The sequence below is a fragment of the Hyunsoonleella rubra genome (assembly GCF_042684665.1).
Taxonomy (GTDB): domain Bacteria; phylum Bacteroidota; class Bacteroidia; order Flavobacteriales; family Flavobacteriaceae; genus Jejuia; species Jejuia rubra.
The window spans coordinates 611,768-637,866 of sequence record NZ_JBHULY010000005.1 but is presented as its reverse complement, the minus strand read 5'-3'; the positions used below and the strand labels follow the sequence as shown (position 1 = coordinate 637,866).

Annotated in this window: 22 protein-coding genes and 1 riboswitch; of the genes, 1 reads left to right on the top strand and 21 read right to left on the bottom strand. The window is 40.0% G+C overall.

Annotation, left to right across the window (positions count from 1 at the left end):
- From ACFSR8_RS03580 to ACFSR8_RS03480, 21 genes are all read right to left on the bottom strand, one after another.
- The gene (locus ACFSR8_RS03580) at nt 1–426 is read right to left on the bottom strand and encodes a VOC family protein (protein ID WP_380289095.1); all 426 of its coding nucleotides are present in this window, start codon (nt 424–426) and stop codon (nt 1–3) included.
- A gap of 3 nt (nt 427–429) precedes the next feature.
- Nucleotides 430–1,530, bottom strand: a complete 1,101-nt coding sequence (locus ACFSR8_RS03575) for an acyloxyacyl hydrolase (RefSeq protein ID WP_380289093.1) — start codon at nt 1,528–1,530, stop codon at nt 430–432.
- 30 nt (nt 1,531–1,560) lie between these two features.
- Nucleotides 1,561–2,517 (bottom strand): methylenetetrahydrofolate reductase [NAD(P)H], encoded by a 957-nt coding sequence (metF, locus tag ACFSR8_RS03570; protein ID WP_380289091.1) that lies wholly within the window; start codon nt 2,515–2,517, stop codon nt 1,561–1,563.
- A 261-nt stretch (nt 2,518–2,778) separates the two neighbouring features.
- Entirely contained in the window at nt 2,779–5,454 is a 2,676-nt protein-coding gene (gene metH / locus ACFSR8_RS03565; protein ID WP_380289089.1) for a methionine synthase, read from the bottom strand.
- A 7-nt stretch (nt 5,455–5,461) separates the two neighbouring features.
- A complete protein-coding gene (locus tag ACFSR8_RS03560) occupies nt 5,462–6,481 on the bottom strand; it encodes a homocysteine S-methyltransferase family protein (protein WP_380289087.1) in 1,020 nt (339 codons plus the stop codon).
- A gap of 57 nt (nt 6,482–6,538) precedes the next feature.
- Nucleotides 6,539–7,429 (bottom strand): cysteine synthase CysM, encoded by an 891-nt coding sequence (gene cysM / locus ACFSR8_RS03555; RefSeq protein WP_380289085.1) that lies wholly within the window; start codon nt 7,427–7,429, stop codon nt 6,539–6,541.
- Nucleotides 7,413–8,156 (bottom strand): serine O-acetyltransferase EpsC, encoded by a 744-nt coding sequence (gene epsC / locus ACFSR8_RS03550; RefSeq protein WP_380289083.1) that lies wholly within the window; start codon nt 8,154–8,156, stop codon nt 7,413–7,415. Before epsC ends, cysM begins: the two co-directional genes overlap by 17 nt.
- Nucleotides 8,157–8,287: 131 nt before the next feature.
- Complete coding sequence (locus tag ACFSR8_RS03545; RefSeq protein WP_380289081.1) at nt 8,288–9,343, bottom strand: NAD(P)/FAD-dependent oxidoreductase; 1,056 nt, start codon at nt 9,341–9,343, stop codon at nt 8,288–8,290.
- A 1-nt stretch (nt 9,344) separates the two neighbouring features.
- Nucleotides 9,345–9,929, bottom strand: coding sequence for a precorrin-2 dehydrogenase/sirohydrochlorin ferrochelatase family protein (locus ACFSR8_RS03540; protein ID WP_380289079.1), 585 nt, complete (start codon nt 9,927–9,929; stop codon nt 9,345–9,347).
- 3 nt (nt 9,930–9,932) lie between these two features.
- Nucleotides 9,933–10,694, bottom strand: a complete 762-nt coding sequence (gene cobA / locus ACFSR8_RS03535) for a uroporphyrinogen-III C-methyltransferase (RefSeq protein WP_380289077.1) — start codon at nt 10,692–10,694, stop codon at nt 9,933–9,935.
- Between the two features lie 7 nt (nt 10,695–10,701).
- Complete coding sequence (locus tag ACFSR8_RS03530; RefSeq protein WP_380289075.1) at nt 10,702–12,807, bottom strand: HEPN domain-containing protein; 2,106 nt, start codon at nt 12,805–12,807, stop codon at nt 10,702–10,704.
- 182 nt (nt 12,808–12,989) lie between these two features.
- Nucleotides 12,990–14,237, bottom strand: coding sequence for a sulfate adenylyltransferase subunit 1 (locus tag ACFSR8_RS03525; RefSeq protein WP_380289073.1), 1,248 nt, complete (start codon nt 14,235–14,237; stop codon nt 12,990–12,992).
- A gap of 122 nt (nt 14,238–14,359) precedes the next feature.
- Nucleotides 14,360–15,265 carry a sulfate adenylyltransferase subunit CysD gene (cysD, locus tag ACFSR8_RS03520; RefSeq protein ID WP_380289072.1) on the bottom strand — a complete coding sequence of 302 codons (906 nt, stop codon included), beginning with the start codon at nt 15,263–15,265 and terminating at the stop codon, nt 14,360–14,362.
- A 119-nt stretch (nt 15,266–15,384) separates the two neighbouring features.
- A complete protein-coding gene (locus ACFSR8_RS03515; RefSeq protein ID WP_380289070.1) occupies nt 15,385–16,005 on the bottom strand; it encodes a phosphoadenosine phosphosulfate reductase domain-containing protein in 621 nt (206 codons plus the stop codon).
- A gap of 12 nt (nt 16,006–16,017) precedes the next feature.
- Nucleotides 16,018–16,275, bottom strand: coding sequence for a DUF2061 domain-containing protein (locus tag ACFSR8_RS03510; RefSeq protein ID WP_186560334.1), 258 nt, complete (start codon nt 16,273–16,275; stop codon nt 16,018–16,020).
- Nucleotides 16,276–16,443: 168 nt separating this feature from the next.
- The gene (locus ACFSR8_RS03505; RefSeq protein WP_380289067.1) at nt 16,444–16,857 is read right to left on the bottom strand and encodes an RrF2 family transcriptional regulator; all 414 of its coding nucleotides are present in this window, start codon (nt 16,855–16,857) and stop codon (nt 16,444–16,446) included.
- A gap of 16 nt (nt 16,858–16,873) precedes the next feature.
- On the bottom strand, nt 16,874–17,671 hold the full coding sequence (locus ACFSR8_RS03500; RefSeq protein ID WP_380289065.1) for a PhzF family phenazine biosynthesis protein: 798 nt from the start codon (nt 17,669–17,671) through the stop codon (nt 16,874–16,876).
- A 4-nt stretch (nt 17,672–17,675) separates the two neighbouring features.
- Nucleotides 17,676–18,845 carry a trans-sulfuration enzyme family protein gene (locus tag ACFSR8_RS03495; protein ID WP_380289063.1) on the bottom strand — a complete coding sequence of 390 codons (1,170 nt, stop codon included), beginning with the start codon at nt 18,843–18,845 and terminating at the stop codon, nt 17,676–17,678.
- A 45-nt stretch (nt 18,846–18,890) separates the two neighbouring features.
- Nucleotides 18,891–19,370 carry a hypothetical protein gene (locus ACFSR8_RS03490; protein WP_380289061.1) on the bottom strand — a complete coding sequence of 160 codons (480 nt, stop codon included), beginning with the start codon at nt 19,368–19,370 and terminating at the stop codon, nt 18,891–18,893.
- Nucleotides 19,371–19,385: 15 nt separating this feature from the next.
- Nucleotides 19,386–22,784: a bifunctional aspartate kinase/homoserine dehydrogenase I gene (gene thrA / locus ACFSR8_RS03485; protein WP_380289390.1), complete on the bottom strand. Its 3,399-nt coding sequence runs from the start codon at nt 22,782–22,784 to the stop codon at nt 19,386–19,388.
- A 394-nt stretch (nt 22,785–23,178) separates the two neighbouring features.
- Nucleotides 23,179–24,453 (bottom strand): O-acetylhomoserine aminocarboxypropyltransferase/cysteine synthase family protein, encoded by a 1,275-nt coding sequence (locus ACFSR8_RS03480; protein ID WP_380289059.1) that lies wholly within the window; start codon nt 24,451–24,453, stop codon nt 23,179–23,181.
- A gap of 187 nt (nt 24,454–24,640) precedes the next feature.
- Nucleotides 24,641–24,765: riboswitch (SAM riboswitch) on the bottom strand.
- Nucleotides 24,766–24,940: 175 nt separating this feature from the next.
- Between ACFSR8_RS03480 and ACFSR8_RS03475 the strand changes: the two genes are divergently transcribed.
- A complete protein-coding gene (locus ACFSR8_RS03475; protein ID WP_380289057.1) occupies nt 24,941–26,092 on the top strand; it encodes a putative porin in 1,152 nt (383 codons plus the stop codon).
- Nucleotides 26,093–26,099 lie beyond the last annotated feature (7 nt).

Genomic DNA, 26,099 nt, shown 5'->3' with positions numbered 1-26,099 from the left:
CTAGACTTCAGATGTATTACCCTTCTCATCCATCGCCAAGAATGGATTGAATGCTATTTCCCATAAATTCCCATCCATGTCTGCAACATAGCCACTATAGCCACCCCAAAATACCTCTTCGGCTGGTTTAACTATAGCAACCCCTTTTTGCTTCAAATCTTCAAAAATGGCATCCACTTCTTCTTTAGAGCGTGCATTAAAAGCAATGGTAAAACCTTTAAATCCACTTCCTTCATTAGACACTTTGGCATCTTCGGCCAACTTCTCTCTTGGGTATAAGGACAACAAGATACCATTCATTTGGAAAAACGAAATACTGTCATTGCTCGATTCCGTTTTCCTCCAACCAAATTTTTCTTCATAAAACTGAGTTGCCGATTTCAAATCGCTAACACCCAAACCTACAATTGTCAGTCTCTGTTCCATAAATTATAATCTTAGGCCAACCCCAAATTCAACCGCTTCTGCCCTAAACCCATGAGATTTCAAGGTCAGAGTCCCAAACCATTTTTCTCCAAAATAGCGTTTTAAACCTGCCCTGATATAAGTTCGGCCTTCAAATTCAAATGGATAATACACATAATACCCCACTTGGCTTAACAAGCTCAATTTGTTGATGAACAATTCGTGGCCAACAAACACGCCAACTCTTTTATAGTCTTCATCTCCCGAAACATTTTCTTCTGGAAACGCTACACTTCTAAATTTAATTAATTCCTTTAAAAAATTAGAAAAGAACACATCTGCCCCTAACTGCACAGCACTTTTTCTATTGATACGTTTGTCGGCATAGGCCGATAAAATATAAAACGGGTATTGCCCGCTACCAATCAAGTCACTTTCATTTACCCCTCCCCTAAATACCATATTGTATTTGATAGGTTCGGTAAATTTTCTGTCCGTTTTTCGGTCTAAAGTATCTTGATATTCCAGATTTTCCTCATCTAAATTATACGTTACACCCACATTAAATGCAATGGTATTAGTGCCATTGTTTGGTGCCTTAACATTGGCGTTGGAATAGTGAATCAGGGAAAATCCAGCCTGCATCCCAAATCTATCAAAAATCCGCTCCTTTTTATACTGCAACATGGCATAAGTACTACTCATAAATGTAGAACCGAAAGCCACATTCTTAAAGTTGGTTTCCCTGTCGTAAGGATTGGAATTATAGGCCATCCCCTGACCAATCCGAAGCATTAAATTCCGGTTGAAAAAGTAAAAATTATAGTGGGCGTAAACCGAAAGGTTGTTTCCTAAAACAGAATTGTTAAAGTTTTGATAGGCTAATGAAAATCCTAAGTCTGGGTAGCCAAAACATTGTTCCCAATCCTCGTAACCAAAGGTTTTTTTATTCCAGCTTACAATAACACCTTGGGGATGTTCCTGAATTAAATGCAGTATTTCATCGTTGTGAAGCCCAACGTAGCCTGAGAAATAATTGACATCCAGATAGGACGTATGGGTTTTGTCTTGGGCCAAACAAACGGCACAAATCAACCACAACAGGCCGGTATAAAATAGCTTCATTTTGGGGATTCTGTACTGCAAATGTACTATTTAAAACAATGCTTTTGCAATGGCATGAATATTATCGCTTTTACCCATTGAATAATAATGCAAAACCGGCACACCAAAATCCAACAGCTCTTTGGATTGCTGAATGGCAAACTCAATACCTACCTGGCGTACCGCCTTATTATCCTTGCAATCTTCAACCGCATCGATTAAATCCTGTGGCAAATCTATTTTAAATACCTGTGGTAACAATTGCAAATGTCTCTTTACCGCAATCGGTTTAATCCCGGGAATAATGGGCACATCTATCCCCATTTCCCGAGCCTTTTCAACAAACTCAAAATACTTTTGATTATCAAAAAACATCTGTGTCACCACATAATCTGCACCGGCATCCACCTTGGCTTTTAAACGTTGTAGGTCGGTTTTTAAGGATGGTGCTTCCATGTGTTTTTCTGGATACCCAGCCACTCCGATACAAAAATCGGAGTAATGCTCCGCCTCAATATCATCATGCAAATATTTACCACGGTTTAAACTTGCAATTTGCTCCACCAATTCGCTGGCATAAGCATGCCCACCATCGCAAGGCTTAAAATACGGCTCATCTTTCATTGAGTCACCTCGCAACGCCATGACGTTATCCAAACCTAGATAATGACAATCCACAAGCACATATTCCGTTTCCTCTTTGGTAAAACCTCCACACAACAAATGTGGTATCGCATCCACTTGATACTTATGCATAATGGAGGCGCAAATCCCAACTGTTCCGGGTCGCATCCTAGTAATCCTTTTATCCAAAAGGCCGTTACCTTTGTCAATATACACATACTCTTCACGAGAAGTCGTCACGTCAATAAATGGAGGTTTAAACTCCATCAACGGGTCAATATTATTGTATAAATCCTGAATATTCTTCCCCTTCTTCGGTGGAATTACCTCAAACGAAAACAAGGTTTTCCCGTTTGCGTTCTTAATATGGTCTGTTACTTTCATTCTACTTTCCTGCTCAAGCAGGAATCTTATTTAGTTATACTTTTTTATTTTTTGGGCGTTACCCAAAGGGTCGGGCTTTCACTACTCGCTCTCTCCCGATAGCTATCGGGAGAGGAGCTCAAACATGCCGTTCAATCCCTAACGCGCCACTCAAACGCGGGCCTCCCCTAACCCCTCCCAAGGAGGGGAACCTCACTCAAACGAAATCTTACCCACGAGTAAGAGTTCCTCCCCATCGGGGAGGTTAGGTTGGGCTTTTAGCTAGGAGGGGCTTAAATTGGGATGCAACCATTTCCTAGCCTTTTCAATGTCGATACCTTTCCTTTCAGCATAATCCGTTACTTGGTCGTCGGTAATTTTCCCCAAACCAAAATACTTCGCTTCCGGATTTGCAAAATAATACCCAGAAACCGCGGCCGCAGGCCACATGGCCAAACTTTCAGTAAGGGTCACCCCAATTAGCTTTTCTACCTCCAGCAATTCCCAAATCGTTTCTTTTTCCAAATGGTCTGGACAGGCCGGGTATCCCGGTGCGGGACGAATGCCTTTATAACTTTCTTTTATCAATTCATCATTGCTAAAATCCTCATCAAAAGCATAACCCCAATGTTTGGTTCTAATTTGTTTGTGCAAATATTCTGCAAAAGCTTCAGCAAACCTATCCGCTATGGCTTGAGCCATAATCGCGCTGTAATCGTCATCTTTGGCCTTATAACTGTCCGCCAATTCTTGAGCACCAAAAATCCCGACACAAAACGCCCCAATATAATCCATTTTACCCGTGCTTTCGGGGGCAACAAAATCAGCCAATGCATGATTTGGAACACCTTCACGTTTCTTTAATTGCTGGCGTAAGGTTCTAAATACTGCAATTTCCTCACCTTTTTTCTTCACAGAAATATCGTCATCATTTACCGTATTGGCTTCAAATAAACCGAAAACAGCCTTCGGTTTCAGTAACTGTTTCACCACAATTTGGTGTGTCATCTCCTGGGCATCATCAAATAATTGTGTAGCCTGCTCACCAACCACCTCATCTTTCAAAATATCAGGATATTTTCCATGCAAATCCCAACTTCTAAAAAACGGGCTCCAATCAATAAAAGGCAGCAGTTCTTTTAAACTTAATTGTTTCAAAATTTGAACCCCCATTTCTTTTGGCTTCACAATTTCAGCGTTTTCCCAATCAATTTTAAACTTCTTGCTTCTCGCCTCTTCAATAGAGATATAAGACTTCTCTTTACCCCGTTTTAAAAACTTGGTTCTGAATTCTTCGTAATCCTTTTTCAGCTTTGCCACATAGGCGTTAGAAGTCTTTTTGTTTAACAAATCTCCAACAACAGTAACTGCTCTTGAGGCATCATTAACGTGTACCACCGCATTTTCATATTGCGTATCAATCTTAACGGCAGTATGCGCCTTTGAGGTAGTTGCTCCACCAATTAACAAAGGCACTTCAAAATTTTTGTTTTGCATTTCCTTGGCCAAATACACCATCTCATCCAACGACGGTGTAATCAAGCCTGATAATCCAATAGCATCTACACGCTCACTGATTGCAGTTTCAATAATTTTTTCGGGTGGCACCATCACCCCTAAATCTACGATTTCGTAGTTGTTGCACGCCAAAACAACGCTTACAATATTCTTTCCAATATCATGCACATCGCCTTTTACAGTAGCCATCAAAATTTTCCCGACAGGCTCAGAAGCATCTGATTTTTCAGCTTCAATAAATGGATTCAAATAGGCCACAGCCTTTTTCATCACTCGCGCTGACTTTACGACTTGTGGCAAGAACATTTTCCCTGCACCAAACAAATCGCCAACCACATTCATCCCAGTCATTAAATGACCTTCAATCACTTCTATAGGTTTGGTAGCCTCCAATCTTGCCTGCTCGACGTCTTCAATAATATAAGCATCGATACCTTTAACCAAAGCATGTGTTATTCTGTCTTGAACAAAACCCTCTCTCCAAGATAAATCCACCGTTTTTTCGGTCTTTGTCCCTTTAACAGTTTCGGCGAATTCCAGTAAACGTTCTGTAGCATCATCACGTCTATCAAGTATTACATCTTCAATATGCTCCAATAAATCCTTTGGAATATCGTCATAAACTTCCAACATTGCCGGGTTTACAATTCCCATATTCATACCTGCCTGTATCGCATAATATAAAAACACAGAATGCATGGCCTCCCGAACTATATTATTTCCTCTAAACGAAAATGATACGTTACTCACACCACCACTTACGGAAACATTCTCAAGATTTTCTCTCACCCAACGGGTAGCTTCAATGAAATCGATGGCATTTTTGCGGTGCTCCTCCATACCGGTAGCCACAGGAAATATATTCAAATCGAAAATGATATCTTCTGACGGAAAACCGACTTTGTTTACCAAAACGTCGTACGACCGTTTAGCAATTTCAATTCGTCGCTCATAATTATCGGCTTGGCCCACTTCATCAAAAGCCATCACAATTACGGCCGCACCGTAACGCTTAATTTGAGTAGCCTCCCAAATAAATTTCTCTTCACCTTCTTTTAATGAAATAGAATTCACCACGCATTTTCCCTGAACCACTTGAAGTCCCGCTTCGATAATTTCCCATTTGGAAGAATCAATCATAATAGGTACACGGCAAATATCTGGTTCGGCGGCGATTAGATTTAAGAAACGTACCATCGCCTCTTTTCCATCAATCAAACCGTCATCCATATTGATGTCGATAATCTGTGCACCACCATCTACCTGATGACGTGCGATATCTAAAGCTTCATCAAATTTCTCATCTTTTATTAAGCGTAAAAACTTTCTAGAACCCGCAACATTGGTACGTTCTCCAACATTTATAAAGTTGCTGTTCTCATTAAGGATTAGTGGTTCTAATCCCGAAAGTTTCATGTATTTGGTTTGTTTTATTTTCATTTTGAAATTAATGAGACGCTTCGACTGCGCTCAGCGTGACAATTTCCCGGGGTTGATATTTTGAGGCGATATCTGCTATCACTCTGATATGTTCTGGTGAAGTACCACAGCATCCGCCAATAATATTGATTAAATTCTTTTTTAGATATTCTTCAATTTGCTCTCCCATTTGTTCTGGAGTTTCATCATATTCACCAAATGCATTAGGCAACCCCGCATTGGGATGGGCCGAAATGGCAAAATCCGTTTTATTGGCAATGGCCTCCAAATGCGGTTGCAATAAATTGGCACCCAAAGCACAGTTGAATCCGACGGATAACAAGGGCACGTGCGATACTGAAATTAAAAATGCTTCCGCGGTTTGTCCAGACAAAGTTCTTCCTGAAGCATCGGTAATCGTGCCACTTAGCATAATTGGGATATCAATATTACGCTCCGCTTTTACTTCTTCTATGGCAAAAAGCGCTGCCTTGGCATTAAGGGTATCAAATACGGTTTCCACCAATAACAAATCCACACCACCGTCAACCAATGCTTCTACTTGTTGTTTATAAGCAATACGCAATTCGTCAAAAGTAACGGCTCGATATCCTGGATCATTCACATCTGGTGACATACTTGCCGTACGGTTTGTTGGCCCAATGGAACCCGCAACAAAGCGCGGTTTATGAGGTTCTTTTGCCGTGAATTCATCTGCTACTTCTTTGGCTATTTTAGCTGACTCGTAGTTTAATTCATATACCAAATCCTCCATTTGATAATCGGCCATGGCTATTGTGGTGCCCGAAAACGTATTGGTTTCAATAATATCTGCTCCGGCCTCAAAGTATTTCCCATGAATGGTTTTAATCGCTTCGGGCTGAGTTATGGACAGCAAGTCGTTATTCCCTTGCAAAGGAATGGGGTAATCCTTAAATCGCTCACCCCTGAAATCTTCCTCAGTGAATTTATAGGCTTGAAGCATAGTACCCATGGCACCATCCAAAACCAAAATTCTTTCTTTTAAAGCCTTTCTAATATTTGACATTTTCAATCAATTTATACCTACAAGGTTTCGGAAACCTTGCAGGAAGTTTCATTTTTTTTATTCAAACAATGTTGACGATAAATACCTATCCCCTCTATCACAAATTATCGCAACGATAACCCCTTCCTCAATTCGTTCAGCAGTGGTTAAGGCACAAAACACAGAACCTCCACTGCTCATCCCCGCAAATACACCTTCCTCCTTTGCCAGTTTTATGGTTGTGGCCTTTGCGTCCTCTTCTGAAACATCTACAACGATGTCCACACGTTCTGGCTCAAAAAACTTGGGCACATACTCTGGCGACCATTTTCTGATGCCAGGTATTCTAGCACCGTCTGCTGGTTGTGCTCCAACAATAGTTATGTCTTTGTTTTTCTCCTTTAAATATTTTGAAACGCCCGTAATTGTGCCTGTTGTTCCCATTGCTGACACAAAATGGGTCACTTTACCTTCGGTCGCTTTCCAAATTTCAGGGCCAGTAGTTTTATAATGGGCTTTCCAGTTATCGTGGTTTTCAAACTGATTTAAAAGGGTGTATCCTTTTTCATCTCTCAACTTAAACGCTAAATCACGAGACCCTTCAATACCAATATCTGCAGGGGTTAAAATTACCTCCGCTCCGTAGGCACGCATGGTTTTTACCCGTTCTTCGGTGGAGTTTTCAGGCATAATCAATACCATTTTCAACCCTAATAATTTTGCGATAAACGCCAAAGCAATACCCGTATTACCACTTGTGGCTTCCACCAAAGTACCTCCTTTTTTGATGTCACCTCGCTTTAAGGCTTCATTAATCATGTTGAAAGCTGGCCTGTCCTTAACGCTTCCTCCTGGATTATTTCCTTCCAGTTTCAAAAACAGTCGCACACCTTTTTTGTTAATCAAATGCGTCGCTTCCACCAAAGGTGTATTCCCTATTTGACCAATAATACTATTCTCGAATGCCATTCTTTTTCGGTCTTATTTTAATTTCAGTTTGATAGGTCACCAACGAATTCTCAGGTACCGACTCAGTAATCCATACGTTAGCTCCAATTATACTATTGGCACCAATTACAATATCACCACCTAAAATTGTGGCATTCGCATAGATGCAAACGTCATCTTCAATAGTCGGGTGACGTTTGGTTTTAGCCAAACTCTTCGCCACTGAAATACCTCCTAAAGTCACCCCTTGATAAATTTTCACGCCTTTTCCAATAATAGAGGTTTCCCCAATCACAATACCTGTACCGTGGTCGATATAAAACGATTCGCCTATGGTTGCCCCGGGATGAATGTCAATCCCGGTAATCCCGTGAATGTACTCGCTCATCATCCTTGGCAAAATATATACGTTTCGCTTGTAAAGCGCATGACTTAAACGGTAAATGGAAATTGCATAAAATCCTGGATAGGCCAGGTAAATTTCCCTTAAACTATGGGAAGCCGGGTCGTTCTTTTCAAAAGCGATAGCATCCAAATCCAGTTTTTTCCTAATTTTAGGAAGCTCTGCTTTAAAACTGGCCCATATTTCTGTACCGTTTTCAATCTCCAACGCCGAAAGTATCTTAAGGAACGTCTGCTCTAAATATTCGCCATAAGTTTCTTCTTGCTCACAATCGAATAAAGAGTAAAACAGTCTTTTTGTGAACGTCTTAACCGTGTCCTTTAAGCAAACGTTGTAACTTTTCATTTCCTTGATTACATTTTAAAAATTTCAGTGGATAAAAATATAACTTATCCCTAACAATCTGGTGTATTTAAACATTAAATCCCGCGAACTTAAAAGAAAACTCGCGGGATTTTTATTTATAAAGCTTATACTTAATTTATAGCTTGAACTACCGCTTTTGGTGCTTCCTTTCGTGTGCCATCGAAACCATTAACCCCAGAAACTGTGGTGTACTTCAATACAAATTTCTTTCCTGGGTTAATAATTTTGTAGGCCGCTTGGCACATTATAGTCGCTTCGTGAAAACCACAAAGAATTAACTTTAGCTTTCCGGGATAGTAATTACCATCTCCAATAGCAAAAATGCCGGGTATATTGGTTTGATAGTCCAGTGCATTATTTACCTTTATGGCATTTTTCTCTATCTCTAAGCCCCAATTGGCGATAGGCCCTAATTTAGGAGACAACCCAAACAAAGGTATAAAGTGGTCTGTTTCCAATCTAAAAGGCTCCTCGTCCTTTTTAGTGATTTCGATGGCTTCAACTTTACCATCACCCATGATATTGGTTACTTCCGCTGGAGTAATCAAATTGATTTTACCATCATTTTTTAGCTCCTGCACTTTTTCGACAGAATCCAAATGGCCTCTAAACTCATTACGCCTGTGTATTAATGTTACGCTTTTAGCAACATCAGCTAAAAAGATACTCCAATCCAAAGCCGAATCTCCTCCACCTGCAATTACCACATTTTTATCGCGATACATTTCAGGTTCTTTAATCATATATTCAACACCTTTATCCTCGTAGTCCACAAGGCTGTCAAGGGCTGGTTTCCTAGGCTCAAAGCTGCCCAATCCACTGGCAATAGCGACCACCGGAGCTTGATGTTTAGTCCCTTTATTCGTTGTTACAATAAAAGTTCCATCTTCTTGCTTTTCAACAGTATCGGCGCGCTCTCCTAAAGTGAACCCTGGCTCGAACTGCTTCCCTTGTTCTAACAAGTTTCTTGTTAAATCCCCAGCTAATATTTCAGGGAATCCAGGAATATCATAAATAGGCTTTTTAGGATATAATTCTGAACATTGACCTCCGGGCTGAGGCAATGCATCAATTAAATGGCACTTTAACTTTAATAGTCCCGCTTCAAAAACCGTGAACAAACCTGTTGGCCCAGCTCCTATAATGAGTATATCCGTCTTAATCATGTTATGATTCTTTTTTTTGTATTAATCCTTTTGTGAATTCATTGAGGGTTTCTACTTTTTCCTCAAAATCTCCTTTTATGGTTTTTCTATATTCGTTTAAATTCTTCACCAAATCGTCAATGTTTTCGGGAATCACTTCCTCAAAAAATTGTCTCAAACGTTTCGCTGTCGTTGGCGATTTTCCGTTGGTTGAAATCGCCACTTTTACGTTGCCCTTCGTTACAATCCCACCCATGTAAAAATCACAGTATGGTGGGTTGTCGGCTACATTCACCAAAATGCTTCGCTTTCGACAATGTTTATGCACCTTCACATTCACCTCAGGTATATCTGTCGTCGCAACAACAATATGATTTCCCTTCAGATACTTCTTTTTATAGGTGTCCTCAATCAGCTTTACATCGCCCTTTTCGGCCAGTTCTACCGTACCTTCCCTAAACATGGGCGATACCATCGTTACATGGGCATCCGGACTTGATTTTAGTAAGAACGTTAATTTTTCTTCAGCTACGTACCCTCCACCAACAATCAACACATTTAGGCTTCGTGCCTTTAAAAAAATGGGATATAAATTATTCCTTTCCATAATTTAACCCTGCGCCACTTCACTATAAATAGAACTCAAAACCGCTCTTTCCTTTACCACATCTCCGATAATGATAATTGCCGGGTTGGCCAATTGCTTTTCTTTGGCAATGCCTTCTATGGTTTCAATCGTTCCAATACCTACATTTTCATCTTCCCTAGTTCCATTTTGAATAATAGCTACGGACGTCTCTGCTTTTCCTTCTTTTGAAAAAATCTCCACGATTTCCGTTAATCTGCCCATTCCCATCAATATCACGACGGTGGCTGTTGATTTAGCCGCCAGCGCAACATCCATCGACAATTTATGATGTTTGGTAGTCCCTGTGATTACCCAGAAACTTTCTGACTCTCCTCGTTTTGTCAAAGGAATTCCTTGATACGCCGGCACTGCAACTGATGATGAAATCCCGGGCACTACAAAGGTTTCTAAACCAAACTGTCTCACATAATCAATTTCTTCCGCTCCTCGACCAAAAATAAATGGGTCACCCCCTTTAAGCCTTACCACATGTCCCTTTTCTTTGGCTTTTGAGACAATCAACTCGTTAATTTGTTCTTGCTGAAAGGCATAACACCCCTTACGTTTCCCTACAAAAATAAGTTCGGTAGCCTCCGAAGCATACTTTAGTAAGGATTCGTTGATAAGTGCATCGTAAAGGATAACGTTAGCAGATTCAATTGCCTTAATTGCTTTAAGGGTAATTAAATCTTCGTCACCTGGGCCTGCACCTACAACCGTTAATTTTGGGGTTTTAATACTCATTTGAAATTTAAACAGCTTTTTTAGCAAGGTTTAATTCTAATTCTCTATAAGCCCTAGCGTTTTGTAAAAACTTGCTTGCACTTTCGATATAATTTAAAGCAAACTCTTTTGAAGGTGCAAATTTATTGATTTGATACACAATATTAGCAAAGCTATCTGTTAACTTTATTTTACCAGCTTCAACAAAAATGGCATCAAATTGAGCAATGATATTCGCATGTGTATTCGTTTTCTTTTTCTCCGCCGTTAATAGTGCCTTAGCTGTATTCACCATAGAACTATAGGCATGATAAATAGCTCCTGAGTACACACCGTTTTCAACAGATTCTTTAGCATTCTCTATCTTTTCATCACTTTCCAAGAACAATGTCGCCACTAAGTCTATTACCACACCAGCACACTCGCCGATACCAATTTCTTTTACATACTTTTCTTCAGTACCCCAATCAATAAAATCGGCATCTGCTAAATTGCTAACATCCTGTAAATCTTGAAGGAAATCGTAAAAATACTTCTCGCCTTTTTCTTTATAGTAGTCCACAAATAATTTTCCATTGGAATTAGCCTCGTAATCGTCTAAAATTCTTCGCAATGCTTCAGGACCTCTTTTGCTCGGTACTTTTACCACTTTATCAGCAAAAACGCCGTTTCCATCACCTAAATTTCCACCACCTAAAAGCACTTGTAACGCAGGGGCAACCAATTTGTCTGGTGTACGTACAGACATCCCTTGGAAACCAATATTTGCCATATTGTGCTGTCCACATGCATTCATACACCCACTGATTTTAATCACCAAATCTTCATTGTTTAAATACTGCGGATATTCGGCTTTAATCACACGCTCCAATTCATCAGCAATACCCGTACTACTGGCAATACCCAAATTACAGGTATCCGTACCAGGGCAAGCGGTGATATCCACAGCTTTATTATAGCCTGCTTCAACAAAACCTAACTTTTCCAATTCAGTGTAGAAAAACGGTACTAATTCCCTTTTCACAAAAGGAATCACGATATTTTGACGTAATGATAGACGAATTTCTCCAGCGGCATAGTTCTCAACTAAGTCGGCTAATAATCTCGCTTTATCTGTATAGAAATCACCTAACAATACTTTGATTCCGACAGCCACATAACCTTCCTGCTTTTGAGGGATTAAATTGGTTGACTTCCAAGTTTCAAAAGCTTTTTGGTCTTTGATTTCAACTATTGGAATTTCAGTTATTTCAACTGGAACAGAAGCTTCGAAAGCATCAGCATCGATAGCAACTGATTTTAATTCAATCGCATTTTGTTCAGCTTCAACTAATTCTTTAAAGGCATCCAAACCTATATCTTTAATTAAGAATTTCATTCTCGCTTTGGCGCGACTTTTACGCTCACCATTACGGTCAAAAATTCGCAACACACCTTCCATTACTGGAATGATTTTATCAGTTTCCAGAAAATCATATAGCACATCAGCATGACGTGGTTGTGAACCTAGTCCACCACCAATCATCACTTTAAATCCGCGAACACCATCTTTGATTTTAGCAATAAATCCTAAATCGTGCATGTATGACAATCCTGTATCTTCATCTGAAGACGAGAAAGACACCTTGAATTTACGTCCCATTTCCTGACAAATTGGGTTTCGTAAAAAGAACTTATATAACGCATCCGCATAAGGGGACACGTCAAAAGGTTCGTTAGGGTCAATCCCTGCAGTTTCAGAAGCTGTTACATTTCTTACTGTATTACCACAGGCTTCACGCAACGTCACATCATCACGCTCCAATTCCGCCCAAAGCTCAGGGGTTCTGTTTAAATCCACATAGTGAATTTGAATATCCTGACGCGTAGTGATATGCAATCTTCCTCTAGAATATTCATCAGAAACATCAGAAATTCTGTGTAATTGATTGCTCTTCACTTTTCCGTAAGGCAATTTGATACGAATCATTTGCACGCCTTCTTGACGCTGACCGTAAACTCCACGTGCTAAACGTAAGCTTCTAAACTTTTCCTCATCAATCTTTCCATTGTGAAACAGCTCAATTTTATTGGCTAATTCAATAATATCTCTTTCAACAACTGGATTCTCTATTTCTGTTCTAAAACTTTGCATATTAGAGGCCCCTCCTAACCTCCCCACCTGTGGAGGGATTCTTACTCGGGCGGAGTAAAAACCTTTGTTATTTATTGTTTCTTTTATTTCATACCTACAAGGTTTTAGAAACCTTGCAGGTTCACTTTTTTATTTTATTTATTCCGCAAACCTGCTAGTTCCCCCTTCGGGGGCTAGGGGGCTTACTGAATGAAGCCAGCACCAACTGTATTGTTAGACTGTGTATCGATTATAATGAATGACCCGTTAGTTCTATGGTTTTTAAACTGATCGTAAAAAATTGGCTTGTTCAATTTGAACGTCACCGAAGCGATATCGTTAATTCCTAAGCTTGTTACACCAGTTTCAAAACCAGAATAGTCAGGGTTGATTTTATGATTGATACGATCTACTTTTGCTAACACTTTATTGATGCCATGTTGTACAATGTATTTGCCGCCCGGAACTAATTCATTCGTATCCATCCAACATACATTCGCCGTAAATTGCTTATCGATGGTTGGTAAATCACCTTCTTTCACAATCATATCACCACGACTCACGTTTATATCGTTTTCTAAAGTAATTGTAACCGAAGAACGTCTAGAAGCCGTCTCGTATTTCTCATCATAAAAGTAGATATCCTTAATTTTTGAACGTGTTTTTGATGGCAACACGATGATATCATCACCTACACTAAGATCACCTCCATAAACTTTACCTGCATATCCTCTAAAATCGTGGTAATCCTCTGTTTTAGGGCGAATCACATATTGTACTGGGAAGCGTGGCGTCCCTACATTGAAAATATCTGCTTTGTCAATGGCTTCCAAATGCTCCAATAAAGCTTCACCTTTATACCAGGGCATGTTATCAGATCCATTCACCACATTATCACCTTTTAAGGCGCTAATTGGAATAAATGAAATTTTTTGATCTTGGTAATCGCGCTTGCTCATCAGCTCTTCAAAATCAGCCTTGATATTATTGTAAACCTCTTCAGAATAATCCACCAAGTCCATTTTGTTAATGGCAACCACAACATCCTTAATTCTCAATAAATTATTGATGAAAAAATGACGGTTGGTCTGCTCAATCACCCCTTTTCTAGCATCAATTAAAATGATCGAAGCTTGAGAGGTTGAAGCCCCTGTTACCATGTTACGTGTATACTCCACATGACCTGGGGTATCCGCAATGATGTAACTCTTATTCTTCGTTGAAAAATAGATGTGCGCTACATCAATAGTAATGCCTTGCTCTCTTTCCGCAACTAAACCATCTGTGGCCAAAGAAAAATCCAAGTAATCGTATCCACGTTGTTTACTTGTATTTTCAATGGCTTCCAATTTATCTGTAGTTAATGATTTTGTATCGTAAAGAATACGCCCGATAAGAGTACTCTTTCCATCATCTACACTTCCTGCTGTTGCTATTTTTAATACTTCCATTTTTTATGGCTGTTAGCCTTTAGCTTTTGGCTCTTGGCTTATTTATATTTTAAATTTTGTTTTTAATTTTCAGCTAAAAGCTAAAAGCCAATAGCCAAAGGCAAAATTTGCTACTGCAAATTTTAGAAATACCCCTGTTGTTTACGTTTTTCCATGGCTGCTTCAGAGCGTTTATCGTCAATACGAGCACCACGTTCTGAAATTGAAGAATCTCTAATTTCTTCAACAACTTTTGAAATTGAAACCGCATCCGATAGCACAGCCGCTGTACAACTCATATCTCCAACCGTTCTAAAACGCACCATTTCTTCAAATACCTCTTCCTCTTCATCTCGGTAAACAATATCATCCTCAGCAGACCAAATCAGACCATCTCTTAAGAACACTTTTCTTTTATGCGCGAAATAGATTGATGGAATTTCAATATTTTCTTTTTCGATGTAAGACCAAACATCAAGCTCTGTCCAGTTTGAAATGGGGAATACACGAACGTTTTGTCCATGATCAATCTCACCATTCAACATGTCAAACAACTCCGGTCGCTGATTTTTTTCATCCCACTGACCAAAATCGTCACGAACGGAAAAAATACGTTCTTTAGCTCTTGCTTTTTCCTCATCGCGCCTTGCACCACCAATGGCCGCATCAAATTTGAATTCCTCCAAAGCATCCAAAAGCGTGGTGGTTTGCAGCATATTTCTACTGGCGTAACGTCCCGATTCTTCTTTCACTTTTCCTTCGTCTATAGAATCCTGAACATTGCGCACAATCAATTCCAAACCTAATTCTTTAACCAAACGGTCTCTAAACTCAATGGTCTCAGGGAAGTTGTGCCCTGTGTCAATATGCATCAACGGAAATGGGATTTTAGCTGGATAAAATGCTTTTTGGGCTAACCTTACTAATGTTATGGAATCTTTCCCACCTGAAAACAACAACACTGGCTTTTCAAATTGCGCTGCTACTTCTCTAAAAATGTATATCGCTTCGTTTTCTAGTGAATTGATATGTGATGTATCTTTATTCATAAATAAAAGCCCCTCCTAACCTCCCCAAAAGGGAGGGATTCTTACTCGGGCGGAGCAAGAGTTTTTGTTATTATTTTAATTTCCTATCTGTTTCACAGTTTACTGTCACTGCCCACTGATTATGCGTGTAAACCACACTCTCTATTTTCCAATGCTTTAGTTGGGTCAAAATATTTAAACTCGTTTGGCAAGTTGTTCTCTTCTAAATAAGTATCCAATTTTTCGTCAGACCAATAATAGAATGGGCTAACTTTTAAAACGCCATCCTTGCTCAAACTAAAAATTCCAATGCTATTTCTAAAAGTCGTTTGCCCCTGACGCAGGTTAGTGAACCACACATTTGGCTTATGCTCATCCATAGCTCTTTTGAAAGGTTCTAGCTTTACCTGCTCAGTAAACTCTGCATGTTTTGGGTCGTCAATAGAAGGAATGCCCATCACCACGTCGCGATGTGCTGAAGTTTGCTTTGGCACGTATAAAAAGACATTCAAATCCAAATCCTTAACCACCTGTTCCGCGTGACGGTAAGTATTAGGCGTATTATAACCTGTATCACACCAAACTACAGGAGTTTTAGCTTCCACCTGGCTCACCGCATGAAGGATTGCAGCTTCGTACGGTCTGAAATTAGTGGTAACAACAGCTTTGTTATTCAGCTCAAAAGCCTTTTGAATAATTTCAGCTGGCGTTGCGGTTTCAAACTCTTTATTTAATATTTCTATTTGATTTTCTGTAAACATACCCATATCAATTTATTTCCCCCATTTGATAAGATTCCAAAAACGTTCGTGAAAGAAGTAGAGAATCAATTTCGTCACAAAATCCACGGATGCTATTGAAGCGGCCAGAGATATTCTTCCTGTTAAAATATACGAAACCAAAAGCGTATCCAAAGTCCCTACTACCCTCCAACTTAACGCCTTGGCAACACTTCTAATTGGTTTTTCGCCGGCACTATCTTCCTTATAAGTGGACTTCTCTTTACTTTTTAATAACATCTGCGCAATCATTTGTCGTTATTTTATATTAATCCTATCAATTTAATAGGGATTACAAAAGTAATACTTTTTTCCGCTCTACAAAGGTTCGAGCTTACTTTTTAGAATATTGGAGTATTTTGACGATAAAATGAACAAAACTTACAAGGAAATGGCGTTATACTATTAATTTTTCAATGGCTAAACCCTAGATAAATCTGCTAAAGTGGTATTTCTTAACACTTTAAGGGTACTATCACGTACCTCAATCATCAATCTGTGTACGCTACATTTATGCTCGTCCGGACAATCATCACACTTTTCATAATAGTTCAAACTTACACAAGGCACCATGGCGATTGGGCCTTCCAGAACACGCATGACGTCAGTCATTTTGATTTCAGAAGGTTTGTTTCTCAGATAATAACCTCCATGTTTTCCTTTTTTAGAACCTAAAACTCCTGCTTTTCGCAAGGTTAATAAAATACTCTCGAGAAACTTCTGAGGAATTTGCTCGCTTTTCGCTATAGCACTGACCTGAACTGGAACATCATCCCCACTTCTTGCAATAAAAGTTAGAGCTTTTAAGCCGTATTTTGTCTTTTTGGAAAGCATCGTGCTAAGATATAAATTATAGCTTCAATTTTGCCTCAAAAATGGTAATTGCTTTTCCCTTTATTTCAACGTTGTCGTCATTTAAGACAAGGTGCAAAATACCCCCTCGTTTAGAAATCTGATGAGAAACCATTTGATTTTTCCCGAGCCTCTCGGCCCACAAAGGGGCCAAAGCACAATGCGCCGAACCGGTTACGGGGTCCTCATTTATACCCGCTTGGGGCACAAAACAGCGCACCACAAAATCAACTTCTTCTGATTTTCCCTCAGAAGTTACCATTAATCGACCGAGTCCGTTTGCTTTGAGCGCATTGAAATCAGGCGTGCAGTTTTCAATAGCTTTCCGGTTTTCAGCCACTGCCACAATCCAGTCGTAATCACTATGATACGTGGCAATTGGCTCAAAGCCCACTAAGTCATAAAAGTTTTGGGGAGTTTCTATTTCTGAAAGTTTATACTGTGGAAATGTCATTCTAATAAAATCCCCTTGTTTAGAAATAGTTAAATCCCCACCTTTTGACCTAAAGTGAATCAACTCATTTGGCGTTTTGATTCCTAATTGATACATAATGTGGGCAGAAGCCAAAGTAGCATGTCCGCATAGCGCAATTTCAACCGTTGACGTAAAATATTTAATATCATGACCGAGACCATTTGGCGCAACCAAAGCTGTCTCAGATAGATTCATCTCCATGGCCATGTTTTGCATCCATGATTCAGAGGGCAATTCATCTAAAATCATTACTACCGCAGGGTTACCTCCAAAAGCCTCGTCCGCAAATGCATCAACTTGATATATGGTTTTGTTACGCATCGATTTAACCGAGAGCTTGTTCAATATCAGCAATAATATCATCCACATGCTCTAAACCAACGGAGCACCTTACCATACCGTCCGTAATGCCGGCGGCAGTCTTCACTTCTGGCTCTACCTTTGCATGGGTTGTACTTGCTGGATGAGTAACAATCGTTCTTGTATCCCCAAGATTGGCCGATAAGGAACACATTTTGATGCCATCCAAAAATTGCCTTCCAGCCTCTAGTCCACCTTCCACTTCAAATGCCACAATATTTCCTCCCAATCGCATTTGCTTTTTAGCAATCTCATGTTTTGGATGTGACTTTAAAAAAGGATATTTTACCCATTTTACTTTGGGATGGGTTTCTAAATATTCCGCTAGTTTGAGGGCATTATCACAATGTTTTTCAACTCGAATGGCCAACGTTTCCAAAGATTTTGACAATACCCAAGCGTTAAAGGGACTCATGGATGGACCGGTCAGCCTCGAAAACAAATAAATCTCGCGAATCAGCTCTTTTTTGCCGACCGTAATACCGCCTAAAACACGTCCCTGGCCATCCATCAATTTCGTTGCTGAATGAATGACCAAATCAGCACCAAACTTTATAGGATTCTGCAGATAAGGCGTAGCGAAGCAGTTATCAATCACCAATAACAAATTATGCTTTTTACAAATCGCACTCAAAAATTCTAAATCCAACACATCCACTCCTGGATTGGTTGGAGTTTCGGCAAAAACAAATTTGGTATTCGGCCGGATTAGACCTTCAATCGAGTCCAATTCATTAATGTTGAAATAGGAACACTCGATATTCCACTTCGGGAAATATTTGGTGAACAACCCATGCGTTGCCCCAAATACCGAACTACAGGACACCACGTGGTCACCTGCATCCAACAAAGTGGCAAAGGTGGAAAACACGGCCGCCATGCCACTGGCAAAAGCAAAACCATCTTCGGCACCTTCCATTTGGCAAACCTTTTCTACAAATTCGTTGACATTGGGATTGCTATAACGACTGTACAAATCGCGCTGTTTTTCCTCCGCGAACGAGGCTCGCATATCCTCGGCATCTTCAAATACAAATCCCGACGTTAAATATAGTGGCACCGAATGCTCCGAAAATTGTGTGATTTCCCATTGCGTTCGTATGGCCTCTGTTTCGAATTGTTTTTTCTTACTCATTTTACTTATAGTTGCCCCAAAAGGTTTCAATAAAATTGTATTTGATCAAATAAACCTCTCTAGTTCTGTAATTATTTCATTTTTATTTGATTTTGAACAAAGAACAAATCTCGGTTTAAAATCAGCTTCATCCATCTCTTCCAATGAATCCAGTCGCTCTGGCACACCACCTTTGAATTTAATTATTGTAAAGGTTTTGTATCCTAAATCAATAAAATTCAATGGCAACATTCCGTTCCAAATGGCTTTTGTAATAGTTGCATCAATATCAATTCCTCCTAAATTATCTTGAAGGTCAATCAAGAAATCAAACTTTTTGGGAATTTCGATTTCGCAAACAGCTCTACAAAAGGAAACTAATTCGTCTGAGGATTTCTCCCAATTGAGATAAGCAATAACCTCTTCTGATTTTTCTTTTCCTCTTAAGAATCTATTGATCGAATCAACCGCCGGTAGTTTATCCAATGCAACAAAGGCTGAAATGGGCACATATTCATTCTCAACGATAGATTTACGCTTATTCATGAGTAATTCATGTAACTAATTAATATGTTTTGACAACCGCAAAATATCTCCAAACACCCCACGTGCCGTTACCTCTGAACCAGCCCCCGCACCTTGGATAACAATAGGTTGCTCCCCATAACTTTCAGTAAATATCTCAAAAATTGCATCGCTACCTTTAACATGGCCCAAAGTACTATCCGCAGGAATGGACACCAATTTCACTTCCAAATTGCCTTTATCCTGCGACAAATCTCCCGACAAATCTCCCACATAGCGCAACACATGCCCCGGCTTTTGCTCATCTTTCAATTTTTGATACTGCTCATCCAAAACCTCCAATTGGGATAAAAAGTCCTCGACCGAAATATCGCGATAGGCCTCAGGAATTAAATTCAGAACTTCAACGTCCTCAAACTCGTTTTGCAAATCCAGTTCCCTTGCCAAAATCAACAACTTTCTGGCCACATCATTTCCTGAAAAATCCTCTCGTGGGTCTGGCTCTGTAAAGCCTTTTTCAACCGTTTCACGGATAATGACACTAAAGGGTTTATCTTCAACTGAAAAGTTATTGAACAAATAACTCAGAGTTCCTGAAAACACCCCTCTAATTCGCGTGATATTTTCACCAGATTCGTGCAATAATTTAATCGTATCGATCAAAGGTAATCCGGCACCAACGGTGGTTTCATACAAATATTCTTTATTGTGTTCTTTCAACTGCTCACGCAATTCTGTATAAAACTCATGCGAAATGGTATTGGCGATTTTGTTGGAGGACACCAAATCAAACCCTGCCTCCACCAACGGAATATAATTTTTGTAAAATATATCGCTCGCCGTATTGTCCACCGCAATCAAATTCTCCAAATGATGGTTTTTCGCGTAGGTGATAATATCAGCAATAGAACTTTCATAAGTACTATGTTTGATGGCCTCCTTCCAATTTGACGCCACTCCATTTTTATCCAAAATCAACTTTGTGGAATTGGCAATGGCAAACACATTCAAATTGATACCTTTTCGTTTTTCAATCTCATCTTTCGATTTCAAAATCTGATTGATAAGCGCTCCACCAACACCGCCGTGACCAAATATGGCAATATTAATTTTCTTCGAAATCCCGAAAATCTCCCCGTGAATCACATTAAGTGCCTTATGCAATTGCGATTTTTTAACCACCAAACTTACGTTCTTCCCTGTAACCGTATTGTTGAATAACAATGGCGTTATCTGGTTCCGTATTAAGGCATTAAATGGTTTATGGAACGAACTCAACTCAATGCCCACAATGGAAATTACCGCCACATCGTCCACCACATCAATCTTGTTTACATCCTGGGAATAGAAATCGCTTTCAAACTCACGTTCCAAAGCTATTACGGCCTGCGTAGCTTGGTCGGCATCAATAATCAACCCGATGCCCCGCTCCGAAGAACCCTGGGACACAATACTCACACTGATGCCATAATTGCTCAACGCCCCGAAAATTCGTGCGTCTACGCCAATTTTGCCTAATAAGCCGCGCCCTTCTAAATTCAATAATGCCACGTTATCCAAAACCGAAAGCGAGGTTACTTCTTTGTTACTCGGTCGCGCCGTGATCAATGTGCCTTCATCATCAGCATTAAAGGTGTTTAAAATCCTGAGGTTGATATTTTTTTCCACCAAAGGAATAATGGTTTTGGCATGTAATACCGAAGTTCCAAAATTGGCCAACTCATTCGCTTCACTATAAGACAATTCCCTGATTTGCTTTGCATCGGAAACTAAACTCGGGTCGGCCGTATAGATACCGCTAACGTGCGTGTAGTTTTCCAATTCCTCAGCGTCCAAGAAATTGGCCAATAAGGCGGCCGTATAATTACTTCCGTTTCTTCCCAAAGTAGTGGTTTCATTCTTTAAATTTGAAGCGATAAAGCCAGTAACTATATTTACCGCCTCCCTATGTTTTTTGAAATACCCCTGTGTATTTTCTTTGGATAATTTTGAAAGCGGTTGGGCATTTCCAAAGGCCTCATCGGTTTTTATCAACTCCCTTGCGTCCACGGCATTGGCCTTTATACCTTTGACGTTCAAAATTTCGGTAATCAGCTTTACGGACAGCAATTCACCCTGCGCCAAAATAGTATCCTTGGTCTTTTTGCTGTAATCGCGCAACAGGCTCACCCCTTCAAAAAGCTTGTCCAAAACTGCAAATTCCTTTGAAAAATCCACCGATTTTAGAGGCTCCACCTGATAAGCTTTAAATGCTTCAAGTTCCTCCTTATAAGCTTCACCTTTTAAAGCTTTGTTTAAAATCCCTTCCAAATCATTGGTAGCAGACCCTCTTGCCGAAACCACAATGCTAATCCGTTCGCCAGCGTTTACCTTATTTTCAATAATTGAAAGCACGGTATTCAGCCCTTTTCCATTGGCCAAAGACTTGCCTCCAAATTTTAAAATCTTCATACGTTTACGTTTTGAATCGGGCACAAAAATACCCTCCACAATTTCCTCCAACTGGTCATATTCCATTAAAAAAGCATCATGTCCATGTACGGAGTGAATCTCATTATAAGTCACGTTAGGATGGGCCTGCGCCAATTGACGATGTGTCTCCCTATTTTCGGCTGCCGTAAAAAACAAATCAGAATCCACTCCAACTATATGAATATTGGCCTTAATATTTTCAAGCACATTAAAATTGCTTGCCCTACCTTTGGTGACATCGATGGTTTTCAACAACTGATTCATCAATTTATAGGCCGAAAGCTGGAAGCGTTCCTGCAATTTTTTCCCGTGGTGCAACAACCAACTTTCCACATTAAAAATCTCTAAATCCTCATTTTTAGACCGCTGGAAACGTTCCTTAAACGACTCTGGCGTACGGTAACACAGCATGGCATGCATGCGTGCATCGTGTACGGGATTCTTCGAATTCAACAGAAATTGCTCCTGAATTTGGCAATTTGCAATCAGCCAATCGGTGGATTTCCAATCTGTGGCCACCACAATCAAATGCTCGGTAAAATCAGGTGCCAAAGCCGCCATTTCCCAAGCAATACCACCACCCAAAGAACCACCAATCGTTGCAAATAATTGACCCGTTTTCAGGATTTCCAAACCTTTCAAAAAGATATTCGCAACGTCGCGCGCCACAAAATCCTTATAGTTGTCGATCACAAAACCGTCAAAGCCATTTCCGGGAATATTAAACGCCAAAATGGTGTACAATTTGGTATCGATCACCTTGTCCACACCAATCAAATCCTGCCACCAACCATCATCACCGGCCACATTACTATTCCCAGTCAGCGCATGGTTTACCAAAACAATTGGCGCACTCCCCAAAGCTTGCCCAAACACCTGATAACTCAATTTTATTGCAGTATTCAGCACACCACTTTCGGTGGTGTAATCTTTAATGATGATATGTTGTAATGGGTGTTTCATATAAGCCTCCCCTAACCCCTCCAAAGGAGGGGAATTTTTACTCTTATGTTTTAAAGCTGACTGGAAATTTAAACCTTTCAACTTTTGTTTTATTTAATTTTTTGGGCGTTACCCTACACTTCGACTCCGCTCAGTGACCACGGGTCGGGCTTTCACTACTCGCTCTCTCCGAGGAGCTTAAACATGCCGTTCAATCCCTAACGCGGGTGTGTCTGCTAAAAACACTTCTTATTTCCAGCTTTTAACCCACCCCTATCGGGACCTCCAAGGAGGGGAACGCCTATTGTTATGTTTAAAATCGCACCTTGCCTCTCCAATACTTCGACTACGCTCACTCAAACATAATACTCCCCATGAGTAAGGTGCCTCCCCTTTGGGGAGGTTAGGCGGGGCTTTAAATCTTAGCAAACGCCTGTTTTAAATCTGCTTTTAAATCTTCAACATCTTCAATACCCACAGACAATCGAATCAAATCCGCAGACACCCCGGCCGATTCCTGCTGGGCTTCGTCCAGCTGTTGGTGTGTCGTACTTGATGGGTGAATAATCAAAGATTTAGTGTCTCCGATATTAGCCAATAATGAGAAAATTTGTGTTTCATCGGCCACTGTTTTGGCCGCTTCAAAACCACCTTTCGCACCGAAAGTCACGATACCACTTTGTCCATCCGGTAAATATTTATCGGCCAAAGTTTTGTACTTGCTACTTTCCAAACCAGGATAGTTTACCCAAGCCACTTCAGGTTGAGCCTCCAGCCATTTGGCAAGTTCAAGGGCATTTTCACTATGCTGTTTGATGCGCACAGGCAATGTTTCTAAACCTTGGATAATATTAAAAGCATTGGTCGGACTCATAGCGCCTCCGAAATCCCTTAAACCTTCCAAAATCAATTTAAAGGTATAGGAAGCTGCACCCAAAGTCTCGTGGTATTTTAAGCCGTGATACCCAGCCGATGGCTCAGTAAATTCCGGGAATTTCCCATTGGCCCAATCAAAAGTACCGGCATCGATAATAGCACCTCCCAAAGAGGTACCCTGCCCACCAATATATTTAGTCAAGGAATGGATCACGATGTTAGCACCATGTTTTATTGGATTTAACAATGCAGGCGTTGCTACCGTATTATCCACAATAAATGGCACACCAGCCCCTTTGGATTTTTCAGCAATCGCTTCAATATCCAAAACATCCAATTTTGGATTTCCTAAAGATTCTACGAAAAACGCACGGGTATTATCCTGTACGGCATCCTCAAAATTTTGTGCGTCCGAAGCATCCACAAAAGTCGTAGTAATGCCCAATCTTGGAAGAGTAACATTCAATAAATTATAGGTTCCTCCGTATAAACTACTCGAAGCTACAATATGGTCGCCAGCCTTTAAAAGCGTTAATAATCCAGTAGAAATTGCCGCAGTACCCGACGCAAATACCACTGCACCGATACCGCCTTCAACAGCCGCTAAGCGTTCCTGTAAAATTTGGTTGGTTGGGTTGTTCAATCGCGTGTAAATAAACCCTAATTCCTGTAATGAAAAGAGATTGGCCGCATGGTCAGAGTCATTAAAGACGTAAGACGTGGTTTGATAAATTGGCACTGCTCTTGTTCCACCGTTGGCTTTTACATCGTGTCCGGCATGCAATGCATTTGTCGCTAATTTTTGTTCGCTCATTTTTCTTATTTTTTTAGTTAATTTGATTCCCGCCTCCACGAGAACGACAGGTCCAAAGGATACTTCGATGTTTAACATCTCAGAGTTCTTTTTCGAACCAAAAAGTCAATAGCGCACTAGTTAAATATGCGCATCAAATAGAAAAATGTTATAAAGAAATTCGGAAAATTACAGTGTGTAATTTGTTAGGTTATCTATCAAAACCTCGATAAATGAATCAGGGCTTAAGTAGAACGTAGCACCTTCTTTAGTAAGTCTAAAGGGTTGCTAAGGCTTCACGGGGTCTAATCCCTCCACCTTTCTTGATAACATTTCAATACCTGTCTGAACTTTTGTGAATGCAAATATTCAATATTAAATGCGAAAAATCAAAATTTTTGATGTGAAATTTTAATCGATTTAAGTTTGATTGAAATTCTGCCCAATATGACAACCGTTAGTTTTTTATTCTTTCGGAATTCATACATTGCCACTTTTTACAACCTATATGACCTCGGATAAATTGACTACAAAATTGCCTCTATTCCTTTTCGTTTTTGGAATTTTACTCAATGTTTCGGCCCAGCATAAAATTTTAGAAAATATTGACTTCGAAGCCGATTTTAGATTTCGGGTGGAGCAGGATTGGGATTCCAGAAAGTCTGATGGCACTTATAGGGAAGACCGCACCAGAATGCGCTATCGTGCACGGATTGGAGCCACCTACAGCTATAAAGATTGGGCAACAGTTGGTCTAAGGCTAAGGACCGGCAACCCTATTAAACAGCAGGATCCCCAAATTACTTTAGGTGATGTTTCCAAAGAATTTGGCACTTTGCCGGTGGGGTTCGAGAAAGTATATTTCAAAGCGAAACACAAAACTTTTGAAGGATGGATAGGAAAAAACACCTTCCCATTCGAAAAAAACAATGAGCAGTTTTGGAGTGACAACGTATTTCCTGAAGGTGTCTTTTTGAAAAATACAATTCCTATAAATTCGTGTATTTTGGATGCTATCAGTTTGGGAGCAGGGCATTTTATTGTTGTGGCATCAGGTGAATCCTTGGGCAAAGATGCTTATTTTCAGGGTTATCAAACTAACCTAAGCTTTTTGGATAATCGGCTAAATATCTTCCCCTCATTTTATTTTTTCAAAAACATACCCGATATCCCCGATGGGGCGGCCACTTTCGTTTTTGATTATACTATTTTTCATTTGGGCGGCAAATTGAATATTAGTAAGAAACCGAATATCAACTGGGATTGGGATTACTATCAAAATTTGGAGGATTACAACAACAACCCCAATATTCCGCAAAATTTGAAGGATGAAACAGCTGGCTTTGTTAGCGGTTTTAGCTATGGAGAGCTTAAAGCCAAGGGTGATTGGTTTTTCAAACTGACCTATAATTATTTGCAGCGCTATGCCGCTGTCGATTTCCTGACACAAAACGATTGGGCGCGCTGGGATTATTCGGCATTCGATTCACCTGATGGAAGATTGACCAATTACAAAGGCTTTGAATTTGTAGCCGCATACAGCCTAAACAAGCGCATGAATTTAGTGATGAAGTATTATTTGGTGGAACAGCTTGTTCCTTACGGTCCATCCTTGGAAAATGGCAGCAGGATTCGTTTTGATATCGATGTTAAGTTTTAGTTAAGCA